Source organism: Faecalicatena contorta, from assembly GCF_022835095.1.
GTDB lineage: Bacteria > Bacillota > Clostridia > Lachnospirales > Lachnospiraceae > Faecalicatena > Faecalicatena contorta.
This window is the reverse complement of the sequence record NZ_BQNQ01000001.1, coordinates 4,344,786-4,358,899: the sequence shown is the minus strand read 5'-3', so window position 1 is coordinate 4,358,899 and position 14,114 is coordinate 4,344,786. Positions and strand designations below refer to the sequence as shown.

General features: G+C 42.8%; 14 protein-coding genes. 13 read left to right on the top strand and 1 reads right to left on the bottom strand.

Translation table 11 applies throughout. The features are described from left to right. Positions 1–79 precede the first annotated feature (79 nt). The 7 genes from MWG26_RS19530 to MWG26_RS19500 all read left to right on the top strand — a co-directional run bounded on the left by MWG26_RS19530 (position 80) and on the right by MWG26_RS19500 (position 5,798). Positions 80–1,267, top strand: coding sequence for an ROK family protein (locus MWG26_RS19530; protein WP_025655956.1), 1,188 nt, complete (start codon positions 80–82; stop codon positions 1,265–1,267). Between the two features lie 278 nt (positions 1,268–1,545). Next, positions 1,546–1,962, top strand: a complete 417-nt coding sequence (locus MWG26_RS19525; RefSeq protein ID WP_025655957.1) for a YjdF family protein — start codon at positions 1,546–1,548, stop codon at positions 1,960–1,962. A 54-nt stretch (positions 1,963–2,016) separates the two neighbouring features. Continuing rightward, positions 2,017–2,835, top strand: a complete 819-nt coding sequence (locus tag MWG26_RS19520) for a hypothetical protein (protein ID WP_330639508.1) — start codon at positions 2,017–2,019, stop codon at positions 2,833–2,835. 22 nt (positions 2,836–2,857) lie between these two features. Further along, positions 2,858–3,496 carry a DUF1847 domain-containing protein gene (locus tag MWG26_RS19515; protein ID WP_081733098.1) on the top strand — a complete coding sequence of 213 codons (639 nt, stop codon included), beginning with the start codon at positions 2,858–2,860 and terminating at the stop codon, positions 3,494–3,496. Positions 3,497–3,798: 302 nt separating this feature from the next. Then, positions 3,799–4,242, top strand: coding sequence for a TM2 domain-containing protein (locus MWG26_RS19510; RefSeq protein ID WP_025655959.1), 444 nt, complete (start codon positions 3,799–3,801; stop codon positions 4,240–4,242). A 199-nt stretch (positions 4,243–4,441) separates the two neighbouring features. Then, positions 4,442–5,302, top strand: coding sequence for an AraC family transcriptional regulator (locus MWG26_RS19505; protein WP_025655960.1), 861 nt, complete (start codon positions 4,442–4,444; stop codon positions 5,300–5,302). Positions 5,303–5,318: 16 nt separating this feature from the next. After that, positions 5,319–5,798, top strand: a complete 480-nt coding sequence (locus MWG26_RS19500) for a hypothetical protein (RefSeq protein ID WP_025655961.1) — start codon at positions 5,319–5,321, stop codon at positions 5,796–5,798. A gap of 63 nt (positions 5,799–5,861) precedes the next feature. Here the strand turns inward: MWG26_RS19500 and MWG26_RS19495 are convergent, their stop codons facing one another. Next, complete coding sequence (locus MWG26_RS19495) at positions 5,862–7,061, bottom strand: AIPR family protein (protein ID WP_025655962.1); 1,200 nt, start codon at positions 7,059–7,061, stop codon at positions 5,862–5,864. A gap of 117 nt (positions 7,062–7,178) precedes the next feature. On the opposite strand from MWG26_RS19495, the gene MWG26_RS19490 reads away from it, so the two are divergent. From MWG26_RS19490 to MWG26_RS19465, 6 genes are all read left to right on the top strand, one after another. After that, a complete protein-coding gene (locus MWG26_RS19490; RefSeq protein WP_025655963.1) occupies positions 7,179–7,469 on the top strand; it encodes a hypothetical protein in 291 nt (96 codons plus the stop codon). Between the two features lie 140 nt (positions 7,470–7,609). Further along, entirely contained in the window at positions 7,610–9,493 is a 1,884-nt protein-coding gene (locus tag MWG26_RS19485) for a DUF2075 domain-containing protein (RefSeq protein ID WP_025655964.1), read from the top strand. Positions 9,494–9,505: 12 nt separating this feature from the next. Beyond that, positions 9,506–11,371 (top strand): DUF2075 domain-containing protein, encoded by a 1,866-nt coding sequence (locus MWG26_RS19480; protein ID WP_025655965.1) that lies wholly within the window; start codon positions 9,506–9,508, stop codon positions 11,369–11,371. A 1-nt stretch (position 11,372) separates the two neighbouring features. Next, positions 11,373–11,735, top strand: a complete 363-nt coding sequence (locus MWG26_RS19475; RefSeq protein ID WP_025655966.1) for a nucleotide pyrophosphohydrolase — start codon at positions 11,373–11,375, stop codon at positions 11,733–11,735. A gap of 154 nt (positions 11,736–11,889) precedes the next feature. Further along, on the top strand, positions 11,890–12,549 hold the full coding sequence (locus MWG26_RS19470; protein WP_025655967.1) for a TetR/AcrR family transcriptional regulator: 660 nt from the start codon (positions 11,890–11,892) through the stop codon (positions 12,547–12,549). Positions 12,550–12,646: 97 nt separating this feature from the next. Continuing rightward, entirely contained in the window at positions 12,647–13,912 is a 1,266-nt protein-coding gene (locus MWG26_RS19465; RefSeq protein ID WP_025655968.1) for an MFS transporter, read from the top strand. The last annotated feature ends 202 nt before the right edge of the window (positions 13,913–14,114 follow it).

Genomic DNA, 14,114 nt, shown 5'->3' with positions numbered 1-14,114 from the left:
TCTAATCCGTTTGTGTACGGTTTTTGCTTATGGTATAATAGGAGCAAATACAGGAAAAATAAGGAAGAGGTGGATAAATTTGCAAAAGCGAAGTGTCCAGAGCCAAAGCGATATAAAGGCAAATAACTGTAAGTTAGTATTGAACATTATACGTGATAATCAGAATTCTAACATTTCCAGAGCAGATATTGCCAAGATAACAAAGATGAGCGCCACCAGCATTACCAGGATTACGGAGTTACTTATGGCCTCCGGGTTCGTGCGGCAGTCAGAGAGCGTGGCAAATGGAAATGTGGGGCGCAATGGGATCAAGCTAGAGGTGGAGACGGATGCAGTGCTTACGTTGGGGATTTCAATAGATTCGGACTACATTGGCATATGTATCCTGAATTTTGTGGATGACTTTACAGCCCATAAGAGGATCAGGCTTGAAGGAACGGGGTATCAGGCGAAGGAGATCCTGGAAATTGCATACCAGGGCTGCCTTGGGCTGTGCGCGGACTCATCCTGCCGGATGGAGGACATAGATGCAGTGGGTATCTCCTGTATAGGGAATATTGATTACAAAACCGGAACTGTATTTTTCGCTCCTCAGTTCCAATGGAAGGATGTGGAACTGGGACAGATGGCCCGGGAAAAATTCCAGAAACCGGTTTATGTAGACAATGATATGAAGTCGTCTCTGATTGGGCTGGCGCATCGCAGAAAGGATATCCGGCATGAGGATGTGACATATCTGTCAATAGGCACAGGCGTGGGTTCTGCTATCATGTATGCAGGCAGTATTGTGCGGGGAAGCGATAATGCGGCAGGAGAAGTGGGACATATTATCCTGGAATCCAGCGGAAGGCTATGTGACTGTGGCAGTACAGGCTGTGTGCAGACATACCTGACAAAAAATAGCTTAATCGAGCAATGCAGGGAACAAGGACATGAGGTGAAGGACGTGCATCAGATATACGAGGCATACCGAAGAAAGGAAGGCTGGGCCAGCGAGTTCGTTGAGCGTCAGGGACAGTATCTGGCTATGCTGATACGAAATCTTGTATATATGTACAATACCAGATATATCCTCGTGGGTGGCGCAATTGTAACGGACTTTCCAGAATTATTCCATGTGACAAAGGGGAAAGTGTCGGGGCTGCTGCATGATAATTTAAGAAAGGGACTCCAGATAGAAATGGTGAAAGAAAGAGATAACAGCAGAGCAGGCGCGGCATTTGCGGCGCAGGAAGCTTTTTTGGAGCAGATGCTTTGTGCAGAATAGAGCTGCCTGATTTCATAAATATAATTGATGATTCCAGTTTGACCAATAGAGAAAGGATATGGTAAAATCAAGAAACAGAGATAAAAACACAACGCGGTTATCATCCCGCAGAGCCGGTAGGTAGTCCGGCCGCACCGTTTTGGTGTAAGTAACCCTCCCTCCTTGGGTCGTCCGTTCTTTGTGCATCACAATTTTTGCAGGTAAAGAGGATAATGCTTTGTTTACAGGAGCATTCGCCGAATACTGCGACAGCCGCAAGGTATGAAGGAGGAATTGTCATGGACAAAGTATCGGTAAAATTGACAGTATTTTTTGCGGAACCTTTCTGGATCGGTGTTTTTGAACGGATATCAGAGGGAAAGCTATCGGTTTGTAAGATTACGTTTGGGGCTGAACCCAAAGATTATGAAGTGTATGCTTTTATTCTGAAAAATTACGATCAATTGAGATTTAGCCAGGCCGTGGCTGCTGATGTAAAAGAATCCGGCCGCAATCCCAAGAGGGTACAGCGGGAGGTGCACAAACAGGTTCAAAACACCGGTATAGGCACCAAATCGCAGCAAGCTTTAAAATTACAGCAGGAGCAGAGGAAAACTGAGCGCAGGACTGTGGGCCGGGAACAGCGGGAAGCAGAGAAACAGCGGCAGTTTGAACTGAAACAGCAAAAAAGAAAAGAGAAGCATAAGGGCAGGTAAAACCTGTCCTTATGCTATAGTATTACCGGATATTAATAGCAGGAGCATTTACTTATGTATGATAATTCGATGAAAGAAAAACTGGAATCTAAAATAGCTGATTTTATAGATGCGTACGACAGGCAGTGTGACTCCCTAGCAGGAAGACTCTGGAGACAGCCTATTATTGGTTACGCAGATGTAAATCATCCATACATCCGGAGGCTGCCTGACATTGTGAGAAGTACACATCAGCTTCCCAAAGATATTATGCAGGATGCATCTGTTGTATTATGCTGTTTTGTTCCATTTACCAAAAAGACAGCGCGAAGTAATAAGTACACGGATCATCTTGCATCTGCGGAATGGGCTCAGGCTTATGAGCTCACAAATGCAATGTTTCCCAGACTCAATAAGATGATAATAGAGATACTGAATGAGTATGGGTACAACGGAATGACTGCGCCGGAATCATTAGTGTTTGATAATAAGATACTAAAAAGCAACTGGTCACACAGGCATTTTGCATATGCCAGCGGTATAGGAACATTTGGGCTGAACAATATGTTAATTACAAAGGCCGGATGCTGCGGGCGTCTAACAACAATTGTGACAAACCTGAATGTGGAACCGGGAGAACCCATGAAAACGGAGCAGTGCCTGTACAAACAGAAGAAAACCTGCGGGGTCTGTGTGAAGCACTGTCCTGTGAATGCACTTACATATGAAGGATATGACAGAAAGAAGTGCTATGCCATGTGCAGGGAAAATGCGCAGGAACACACAGAGTTCGGCAGTTCCTATCTAAACAGTGCAGGCGAAGTAAATGCAGCGGGCAGCGAGGTCTGTGGAAAATGTGTTACCTACGCGCCCTGTACTTATAAGGAAATATAAAAAAGCGGGGGATATGCAGAAAATGAAAGATGAAATTACAAGAAGCTGTATAGATTGTGGAACTGCCAACTGTGGTTCACAGAATAAAGTCTATCCTAAATTCTGTCTGACAACAGAGAACAGCGACCAGGAACTGCTGGATGTTGCAATAAAAGAATATGATAAAGAAGAGAATAAGCAGATTATGCTTAATGCCGCAGAAGTTGAGTATGAATTCTACTGTAAAATGACCAGAGTAGAAGAGACGATAGAATTTGCAAAGAGAATGAATTATTATAAACTGGGAATTGCCACATGTGCAGGCCTGATTAATGAGTCCAGAATATTAGCACGGATTTTAAGAAGTCATGGTTTTGAAGTGTTTGGGGTTGCGTGTAAGGCGGGGGCGGTTGATAAAACTGAAGTGGGAATTCCCGAAAAATGTAAGGGGGTTGGAGCTACTATGTGCAATCCAATTCATCAGGCCATGAGACTGAATAAAGAAGAAACGGATCTTAATATTTTAATTGGATTATGTGTGGGTCATGACAGTCTTTTTTATAAGTATTCGAAAGCCCCTGTTACTACTTTGGTGGTGAAAGACCGCGTACTGGGGCATAATCCGGCGGCGGCGCTTTATACCGCAGATTCATACTACGGGAAGATCATGGGAGACCGATAAGGAGACGAAGAAACAGAAGCCCTGTACAGATTTTGATTGAGTATAGGAGATTAATTTGCTATACTCATATTATGAGAAAATAAATTTGCAAACGGTATGGGAATGAACAGTCATGGAAATCGGAAGAAGTCTGTATTGTACAGTGTTACATCTGCAGGCACCGGAAAAATGATTAGATCCAAAGCCGCCGGCGGATGGCAGAGGCGTACAGAGGTATTATGCCAGGCAAAGCATGACGCGACCTCGCAGCAAGTACGCCCTGGCGTACTTGAATATGGAAAAAATTAGGAGGAGAAAATATTATGGGTGGGGAATGTCCGCGCTGCGGCGCGCCTCTGGAAGGGGCAACTTGTTCTTATTGCGGCTATGTAGAACCGCAGGAGACACAGAACAGTAGAATGGAAAATGGATATGTGAATCCACAGGATGTGAATAATAATGGATATGCCAATCCACAGGGGGCTAATAATAATGGGTATGGTACAGAAGTGTTTACAAATGGTGTGCCCGTATATCCGAATCAGCAATATGCAGAGGCCTGCAGCCCAAAGAGCAAGATGCTTGCGTTGGTTCTATGCTTCCTGGTAGGGTATCTGGGCATACACCGGTTTTATGTGGGGAAATACGGGACAGGCATCGTGTGGTTTGTGACAGCAGGGTGCTTCGGATTTGGCTGGGTTGTTGACATTATCATGATTGCCATAGGATCCTTCACAGATAATACCGGTTTGCCATTAAAGAGATAGTATAAGTATGATTGATAAGGGACAGGGCCGTTTTTTAGGCTCTGTCCCTTTCTATATAGGAAAAAGCTATAGAAGATTATTAAAAAAAGAATATATTTGTCCACAAAATCAGACACTATCCAGTGAGTACTAAAAATAAGATGAAGCCCTATTACATTAATGTTAGAATAATATCACCGCATGTTAAAGGAGCAGCTATATGGAATGGAATGAAAAATTACAGATCATTATCGACTATGTGGAGCATCATCTGCAGCGGAAAGAGGAGCCTGTTGACGTTCAGGAGATAGCAAAAATAGCGGGTTGCTCATATGGCTTCTTTCAAAAGGTGTTTTCATATATGAATGGCATCAGTTTTGCGGAGTATGTCCGTTCGAGGAAAATGACTCTTGCGGGCTACGATTTAAAAAGTACAGACATGAAAGTAGTTGATATCAGCTACAAGTACGGCTATGATTCTCCCACATCATTTACAAAGGCGTTTCACCAGTTTCATGGTATATCACCCATGGAGGCCAGGCGTGATCAGAGTGAACTGCGGATACTGCCTAAGATGCAGATTTCCGTAAAACAGCAATATTCCTGGAGGCTGGAACAAAAGGAAGCATTCCGTCTGGTTGGAAGGCGTACCCGCATATCACGGGAGAATGATGCCCATCTGGTTAAAATTCCCGGATTTTGGAGTGAGTGTCAAAGAGACGGTACCTTCGCAGCTTTGGCAACGATGGATCAGGGAGAACCCCGCGGCCTGTTTGGCCTGGTTGAGGAACCGGGGGATTCACCGGATGAAGTGGATTATTCGATCATGGCCGTCACAGACAGAAAGGCTCCGCAGGGATTCCATGAAATGATAATTCCACAGGCAGCATGGGCTGTCTTCGATTGCAGAGGGCCGGTGCCGCAGGGGATTCAAAATGGGTGGAAGTACCTGACAGAGGAATGGCTGATCAGCTATCCCTTTGCGCATGCAGACTGCCCGGAGCTGGAGTGGTACAGCAGCAATAACCCCTATGATCAGGATTATCTGGCGCAGATATGGATACCGATAGAAGAAAAATAAAAGAGGAGAGTATATTATGGACGAAAAGTTTGAAGAGTTTCTAGCCAGTGTTGACAGTAAAAACCAGGGCTTTGTAAAGGAATTGAATGATTATCTTACACAGAACAATTGTAAATGTGATATAAAATCCGCAAAGAGCGGGTTTGTTGTTTCCTATGTTTTCTGCGATACGAAGAAAACACTGGCAACGTTTGTTTTCCGGAAAACCGGAGTAAAACTGCGTATCTATCCGGAGAATCTTGGAAAGTATGCCGATTTTCTTAATATTCTGCCCGAGAAGATGAAAAAGGATATCCGGAAATCCTCTGTATGTAAGAGGCTGTTAAATCCGGATGACTGTAATCCAAAATGTGTGACCGGATATTCCTTCAGCCTGGATGGAGAAAGCTTCCAAAAATGCAGGTATATGGCATTTATGCCCACACTGAATGAGGAAAACAACGCATATATCAGGCAGTTTTTAGAAAAAGAGCTGGAAGCCAGAGCACTGGCATAAAGCAGCAGTTTATCAAAAGCCGCAGTCCCTTCATAACCAGCGGGAGCTGCGGCTTTTGTGATTTTAGCGCGCATTGCTTAGCAGTTTTCTCAGGCTCTGCGTTTCTACAATTCTATAGTTAGACAGCCATAATTGTTTGTCCTTACCTGCTAACTGTGGATTCGTATAGGTTTCGAACGTATTCTGCACGATATTTACCCCAACTTCGTTCCATATTTCCATAGGATCGAACAGCCAGGAGACCTCCTGATCGATTACGTCATATTTCAACAGACTGCGGAATGCCCCGAAAATAGGGTAAATATATCCGCTGGATACAACGTAATTGGTATCCGTGCACAGGAATTCCGTCTTGGCACTTTTTTCCAGTGATTCAATCCCGCGGACGCTGCCGAACCGGGGGACGCTGACGCCCAATGCCTTTTTATACTCCTGGTATTTGACAGGCAGTTCATGTTCGATAACATCGTATAAAGAAACCAGCTTGGGGATCTGTCTGGTCAGAGATTTATAAAAGGGGGTGTTATAGGCTTCCTTATAGCGCTTAAAGACCTGAGCCTTTCCGGAATAGCTCTGCACCGGGGCCGCAGAATCGTCAGGATATTTGGTGATATCAAAGGCATACATCAGGCGGAGCAATTCCGAGATATTAATGGGTTTATTTTCATTATCTTTGTATGCAATACGGCTGGCATACGGTTGGCTGCTGATTGCGTCTTTTATTTCCTCAAAATTGTCATCCAGATTAAATAGTGCAATGTCCGATACCTGGACAGAGGTATTCCGGGCATCGGATAGCCGGGAGATATTCTGTACATTTGTAATAACTTCGATGCGGACATATTTTGTGATTCCTGCAGGGATTGCATTGCGCTTTTTAATAATTGCAGTATAGGTATGGCCGCCGTCCAGAATTCCGTAAACAAACCGGTCATTTTCATTGTCTTGATCACCAATATCGATCGTAACTTCGGAATCTGTGCTGTTAAAAGTAAGCGATTTGGCAGCGATTACGATTCCGCGGTTGTTGATATAAAAGTCCGTCTCGGGTTCCGTGACCGCGGCCAACAGACTTTTGGCAACATTGGTGGTCATCTTTGGCTCCCTTGGGTTTACATCCAGGGGAATGTTTTCGGGCAGATCCTTCATGTCCACCAATAAATAATAAATAGTCTCATATGTACTTTCATCTTTCGCTCCTTTTTTATAGGGAGAGACGAGGGTTCGAAGGGAGTTGACTTTAAACTTCAGCGGTTTCTTCATAAATAATTCCTCCTTAGAATGCCAGAAATGCTTCCATGCGGTTGTCTTTATTATAAAAATAGAGTAATATAAAATCTATAAAAAATAAATGCACCATGGTGCATATTTGGAAAAATCATGGCGGAGAAAAAAGAATACAGTCAGGCGCTGGTCAGAGTGGGCGAACTGTTGTCGGGCAAGAGAAAAGGCCTTGGTGAACAGTATAAGAACAGAGAAAACTTCATAGACCTCAGAAGCGAGGAACTGTTTGGGGGAGAACCCTGGATCTCCCCGCGGCACCTGGCAAATGTAGAGCTGGGGAAAAATTGGATTAGCATTGAGAAGCTCATTGTATTGGCAAATGCTTTGGAAGAAAATCCGGTGGAGTTGTTTGAAGAAATTTTGGATGCTTATTTGGGGAAGGAATAGGGAATACAGTAAAATAACGCAGCTTTCATGATTTATTGCCAGGTCTGTTGAAAAAGATCTGTATTTCCGGTACACTAGAGTGAGAGCAGTCAGGATATATAAGAATACAAACAGGCAGGGGCTGCCTGTGGAGATAAACTATGAAAATATATGCAAAAACAGTTGGAGAGTTCATAAATGATGTAGAAAATAGAACCTTTCTGGCAACATTGGAGAAAAATTACAGAGTTTTAGCAGGGAAAGTTCAGACCGGTGAATACCGTGCATGGCAGCATTCTGTGCAGAAGTATATGTACGCGGTTATTAAGAAGGCAGGACTCCCAGCAGACGCCGGGATCGCTGTTGAATATCAGGTACCCGGGCTTTCCGAGCGGGTAGACCTGATAATAACCGGATTTGATGATAATGGAGAAATGACTGCAATATTAATAGAACTGAAACAGTGGTCAGCCATAGAATGCTGTGACAGTGCAGTAAGCTATAAAGTGCAGATCCCAATGAGCGGCGGGAGTGAATTGAGGGATCATCCATGTTATCAGATTAATTATTATAAAAATGCAATAGCAGGAGGTATTAGTAAAGAGGATGTCCCCCTGCACTTATGCCCGGCTGTAGTATTACATAATTACTGCTTACAGGAAAATGAAGATCCTCTTTTTCAAAATGGGTATAAAAATTATATGTTAAATATCCCCGTGTTTTTTAAAGGAGAGGATGAGAAACTAGAGTCTTATCTGGCAGAGAAAATTAAAAGCGGTGATAATGGAAGCGTATTGACTTATATTGAAACAAAATGCTGTGGTATTTCCCTGACTCTTTTAGAATTGTTAAAAAAATTGAGTGTAAATGACAGTTCCCTGCGATTAAATGCAGAACAGCAAAGAATGCAGGGAACAGTCATGAAAATGCTGAATACTGCCAAACGCGATAAACGTAAAAAAGTAGTATTGGTGCAGGGCGGTCCGGGAACGGGTAAATCAGTAGTAGCTTTGAAAATCTTGGCAGCATGTTTGTGTGAGCATACGGATATGAACTGTTATTATACTGCGAAAAATAAAGCACTCAGAGCAGTTTTGAGGTTTGACTTAAGACAAATAGCAGGAATGGAACGGTTTAGCAGCAGTATCGTATACCCTCCTTTCTTCGAAAAACTCGAAAGAAATAAAGCCAGTGTCATTACCGTTGATGAAGCTCATCGACTAAGCGAGGAAAAACAGATTGTGTCTATTATAAAAGCTGCGGTAGTTTCCGTTTTCTTTATAGATGAGGGACAGATTGTTTCCTTTGAAGATATTGGAACGAAAGAAGTAATTATGGAATGTGCAAAGCGTCAGGATGCGGATATTATCGATGCAGGAGAGCTGCAGGCACAATTCAGGTGCAGGGGAATGACAGACTATATCCAATGGGTTGACGCACTTTTGGAGAATGAGGAAGGAGAGGCAGTCAGTCTCAAGTATGATATCCAGGTAGAAGATAATTTTAAAAAATTTGAAGGTTCTCTGGAAAAGATGAACCGAAGAAATCTAAATACCAGAATTATTGCAGGATATTGCTGGGAGTGGAAGACGCGAAATGACCGAACAAAGAAGCTATATGATTTTAATATTGAAAATGAAAATCTGCGCTGGAATAATGATGACAAGATAGATCCTGTCAGCTGGGCTATAGGCGAAACATTTGATCAGATTGGCTGTATTCATACCTGTCAGGGATTAGAATTTTGTTATGTGGGAGTCATTATCGGAGAAGATCTGAGATATGAAAATGGGAAAATAATTACGGATATTAGTAAGAGGGCAACTGATGACTATACCGTAAGCAAGAGTGCAAGAGAAAAATTCTTACGTAAGTTTGGAATAGAAGCGACAATGAAACGAGAAGTGGATATTGTAAAAAATACATACAGGGTATTGCTGACACGAGGGACAAGAGGGTGTAAAGTATACTGCATGGACAAAGCTTTGGGAGAACATATTAAAGACAGACTTTCAAAGTCCAGTGGAGTGAATCGGGGAATATAAGGATGAGATACGATGATAATTTACAATGGGACAAAAACGGATTTTTTGAAAAGCGTGGAAGAAGATACAATAGCGCTGGAAATAGAAGCGGGCATGTATCAGAAGATGAACAGGCATACGGCATCCAATGAATTTCGGGCCTGGGAAAATTCGCTGGAATATATGTATAAAGTGCTGAATGATGAAGGAATTCCTCAAAATGCCGGAATTGCAATTGAGTATAACATTCCTCACACATCCAGAAGAGTGGACTTTTTGATCTCTGGTTATGATTTACAGAACAAAGGAAATGTGATTATTATAGAATTAAAACAGTGGGGCAATCTTGAAGCGGTGGATGGAAGAGACGGACTGGTAGAAACCTACACAGGAAATGCAGTACGCCGTGTGGTGCATCCCTCCTATCAGGCATGGTCATATGCAATGCTGATTGGGGATTATAATCAATCTGTCCAGAACGAAGGAATTCGTCTCTTTCCCTGTTCGTATCTTCACAATTACAGAAGAAAATCAGATGATCCATTAGATGCAGTGCAGTATTTGGAGTATCTAAAAGAAGCTCCTGCATTTACACGGGGGCAGGTTAAAAAATTTAGGGAATTTATCAAAAAGCGGATTGTTGCCGGTGATAACAAAACCCTAATCTACCATATTGACAGTGGCAGAATAAAACCGTCTAAGAGTCTGCAGGACTCCATTGTTAATATGCTTAAGGGGAATCAGGAATTTGTCATGATAGATGATCAGAAGGTAGTATATGAAGAGATTCTTGGATTAGCAAGACAGTCCCAAAGAGATCAAAAAAAACGGGTAATTGTCATACAGGGAGGTCCGGGTACGGGCAAGACGGTTGTAGCGGTTAATCTGCTGGCACAATTGACATATGAAGAGCAGTTTTGTCAGTATGTTTCGAAAAACAGTGCACCGAGAAATGTTTATCTAAAGAAATTGAAGGGAACCATGAAGAGAAGCAGTATTGATAATATGTTTAAGGGGTCAGGCGCCTATACTATGATGCCGAAAGACAGCATGGACACGCTGCTTGTGGATGAGGCCCACCGCCTAAATGAAAAGTCCGGTATGCTTCATAATCAGGGAGTTAACCAAATCATGGAGATTATACATGCCGCAAAATGCAGTGTGTTTTTTATTGACGAAAGTCAAAGGGTAACAATCAGTGATATCGGGAGTAAAGCTGAGATTCAACGGTGGGCAGAAAAAGAGGAAGCAGAATACTTTGAAATGGAGCTGACCTCACAGTTCAGATGCAATGGGTCCGAAGGGTATCTTGCCTGGCTGGATGACGTGCTGGAGATCCGCCCAACTGCTAATTACGATCTGCAGGATTTGAATTATGATATCAAAATTCTGGATTCCCCAAAGGAAGTACATGAAATAATCATTGAAAAAAACAGAAGTGCCAACCATGCCAGAATACTTGCCGGATATTGTTGGGACTGGCCCAAAAAGGGCAGAAATAACTCTGAGGTGCATGACATAAAAATTGATGATTTTGAAATCAGCTGGAATCTGGAGAACACCACCACATTTGCAATCGACGAAAACTCTGTTAATGAGGCTGGCTGTATTCATACATGCCAGGGGCTCGAATTCGAATATGCGGGGGTTATCATTGGCAATGATATGCGCTTTGAAAACGGCCATATCGTTACTGACTTTACTAAAAGAGCTTTAACGGATCAATCACTTAAGGGAATTAAGAAAATGAGCAGAGAAGACCCGGAACATGCAGTAAAAGTTGCGGATGAATTAATTAAAAACACATATCGGACACTGATGACACGTGGCATGAAGGGATGTTATGTCTACTGTGTTGACAAAAATCTGGCAGAATACCTGAAAGGAAGATTACAGTAAAATGGAAGATTATACAGTGAAAGAATTAACGGAGAAAGTAAGAGCATTCTGCAGTGAGCGTGACTGGGATCAGTTTCATAATCCTAAAGATCTGGCAATTGGGATTTCAACAGAAGCGAATGAACTTTTAGATATATTCCGCTTTAAAAACGAAGAGGAAATGAAAAAAATCATGAACGATGAAATAAAGCGCCGGCATGTTGAAGAGGAATTGGCAGATGTACTGTTTTTTGTACTGCGTTTTGCTCAGATGAATCACATGGATCTTAAGGATATACTGACCAGTAAAATACAGAAGAATGGCCAAAAGTATCCTGCCGATGAAGTGAGGGGTAAAAACTTTAAATATAATGAATATAAATAAGTGAATAAGTAAAGAAGCTAGGCAATAAAATGCGGGATATAGGGAATTACTTTTATATCCTATCCAGTAAAACATAAAAATCTCTTGACATACATACCGTAAGTATGTAAAATAAACATACCGTTAGTATGTTACGTAGAAATAGGAGTGAGACATGGCAAGAAACAAATATCCTGAAGAAACCAGGAATTTAATCATTGATACCGCTGCCCGTCTGTACAGTGAGAAGGGGTATGACCATACATCCATTCAGGACATTATCGATCACCTGGGCGGTCTAAGCAAGGGGGCTATATACCATCATTTTAAGTCAAAAGAAGATATCATGATGGCAGTAGCAGATAAGATGTATCTTGGCTCTGAGTCAGAGATGATGAAAGTCTCCAATAGAAAAGATCTGAGCGGGATGGAAAAGCTGAAGGAACTTTTCAGGGTATCTGCTTTCAATCCTGCACAGAAGGAGATGTTTGAAGTGGCTCCGGATATGCTGAAGAACCCGCAGCTTCTCGTGCTATATTTGCGTGACTCTGTCCAGAGAGAGGCGACGGAAATGGTCTGGAAAGTGATCGAGGAGGGAATCGAAGACGGTTCCATTCAGACGGATTATCCAAAGCAGCTGGCGGAAGTTATTATGCTGCTGGGAAATGTATGGCTCAACCCGATGATTTATCATTGCGGTCCGGAGGAGATGATTGAGAAAGTAAAATTTTATCACATAATACTGCAATCATTTGGGATCAATGTTATTGACGATAAAGTGCTGGCTGCTTTGGAAGAATATGCAGCTATATATCAGAAAAACAAAAATAGTTAGGATGTTCACAATCTGTCCTGTCCAGACAGGACAGATAATTTTTGGACATATACATACCAACGGTCGGTATCTAAAATAAAAAATGGAGGCAGAATATATGAATCAGAAAAAAGGATTCTCAAAAGATTTTTGGCTGGTCGTGACCGGTCAGATTATTTCGTTGTTCGGCAATGCGGTTATGAGATTTGCATTGCCTATTCATCTGCTGAACGTAACGGGTTCGGCGGCGGTACTTGGTGTAGTTTCCGGGTGCGCATTTATTCCTCTGGCAGTAATGTCACCAATCGGAGGTATCATAGCGGATCGGGTAAATAAGAGAAATATCATGGTATTTCTGGACTTTTTTACTTCGGCCCTGACAATCCTCTTTTTACTATTTTACGGAAAAGTTAATATAACGGGGCTTGTTATGGTGATGCTGTTTATGCTTTACGGCATATCCGGCGCTTACCAGCCTTCCGTGCAGGCCAGCATACCGGTGTTGGTGTCCGGTGAAAGAGTGATGCAGGCAAATGCAGTCATTAATATGGTATCTTCGCTTTCAGGCCTTCTGGGGCCGGCACTTGGAGGAATTGCATACAGTTTATGGGGGATTTACCCGGTTTTGGCTATGGCGGCAGGATGTTTCTTTTTATCGGCGGTCATGGAACTCTTTATTCATATCCCTTCTTCACGGAGAACGCGGAATGTCTCCGTTCTGCGTGAGGCAGCTGCGGATTTAAAACAAAGCATATCTTATATCAGCCGTGAGAAGTCTGAGATCGGAAAGCTGACACTTTGCTGTGCCGGGGTAAATCTGGTGATGTCCTCCCTGATGATTATAGGGCTTCCCGTAATCGTTATGCAGCTGCTGAGGTTTTCAGAGAGCGAAGCATCCAGATTGTATGGATTCATGCAGGCGGCTCTGGCGGTCGGCGGACTGGCAGGAGGAGTAGGGGCCGGCGTGCTGGGGGCAAAACTGAGGGTGGACAAAAGCTGGAAACTGTTGGCATACTGCGGAATTCTTCTGGTGCCCCTCGGAGTTATTTTAATGATAGACGGTCCGGCATATCTGACTTATACATTGCTGACGGCAGTAGGAATGGTTATCATGGCTTTATCTTCTATTTACAGTATACAGATTATGTCCTATATCCAAATGACAGTGCCGCAGGAAATGATCGGGAAAGTAATATCCTGGATCATTGCGGTATCAACCTGTGCACAGCCGGTTGGGCAGATGGTCTATGGTTTTCTGTTTGAGAAGCTGGATCATGGGGTGTTTATTATCTTTTACGCGGCAGCTGCACTTGGACTTCTGATTGCGTGGTACAGCAGGAAAGCGTCAGGAGAACTTGGGGGTGAAATGCAGCCAATATTCTGAGTTTCAACTGAATATATTGCAGAAGCATGCTGATTTCCATCACACAGAGTGATATAATTAAAAAAAGTGATATGGAGGCAGTACATATGATATATGAGGGATGGGAAAATTTGTTTTCTTCCAAGATATTAGAAAGAGGCTATGATTACTGGGCCGAAAACCGTGGAACGGATTGTGGAATCCTGGAGATATAAGTATCGGA

Coding starts and splice junctions, on each gene's coding strand:
- MWG26_RS19525 (WP_025655957.1), top strand. CDS start 1,546: ATGGACAAAGTATCGGTAAAATTGACAGTATTTTTTGCGGAACCTTTC.
- MWG26_RS19520 (WP_330639508.1), top strand. CDS start 2,017: ATGTATGATAATTCGATGAAAGAAAAACTGGAATCTAAAATAGCTGAT.
- MWG26_RS19515 (WP_081733098.1), top strand. CDS start 2,858: ATGAAAGATGAAATTACAAGAAGCTGTATAGATTGTGGAACTGCCAAC.
- MWG26_RS19510 (WP_025655959.1), top strand. CDS start 3,799: ATGGGTGGGGAATGTCCGCGCTGCGGCGCGCCTCTGGAAGGGGCAACT.
- MWG26_RS19505 (WP_025655960.1), top strand. CDS start 4,442: ATGGAATGGAATGAAAAATTACAGATCATTATCGACTATGTGGAGCAT.
- MWG26_RS19500 (WP_025655961.1), top strand. CDS start 5,319: ATGGACGAAAAGTTTGAAGAGTTTCTAGCCAGTGTTGACAGTAAAAAC.
- MWG26_RS19495 (WP_025655962.1), bottom strand. CDS start 7,061: ATGAAGAAACCGCTGAAGTTTAAAGTCAACTCCCTTCGAACCCTCGTC.
- MWG26_RS19490 (WP_025655963.1), top strand. CDS start 7,179: ATGGCGGAGAAAAAAGAATACAGTCAGGCGCTGGTCAGAGTGGGCGAA.
- MWG26_RS19485 (WP_025655964.1), top strand. CDS start 7,610: ATGAAAATATATGCAAAAACAGTTGGAGAGTTCATAAATGATGTAGAA.
- MWG26_RS19480 (WP_025655965.1), top strand. CDS start 9,506: ATGATAATTTACAATGGGACAAAAACGGATTTTTTGAAAAGCGTGGAA.
- MWG26_RS19475 (WP_025655966.1), top strand. CDS start 11,373: ATGGAAGATTATACAGTGAAAGAATTAACGGAGAAAGTAAGAGCATTC.
- MWG26_RS19470 (WP_025655967.1), top strand. CDS start 11,890: ATGGCAAGAAACAAATATCCTGAAGAAACCAGGAATTTAATCATTGAT.
- MWG26_RS19465 (WP_025655968.1), top strand. CDS start 12,647: ATGAATCAGAAAAAAGGATTCTCAAAAGATTTTTGGCTGGTCGTGACC.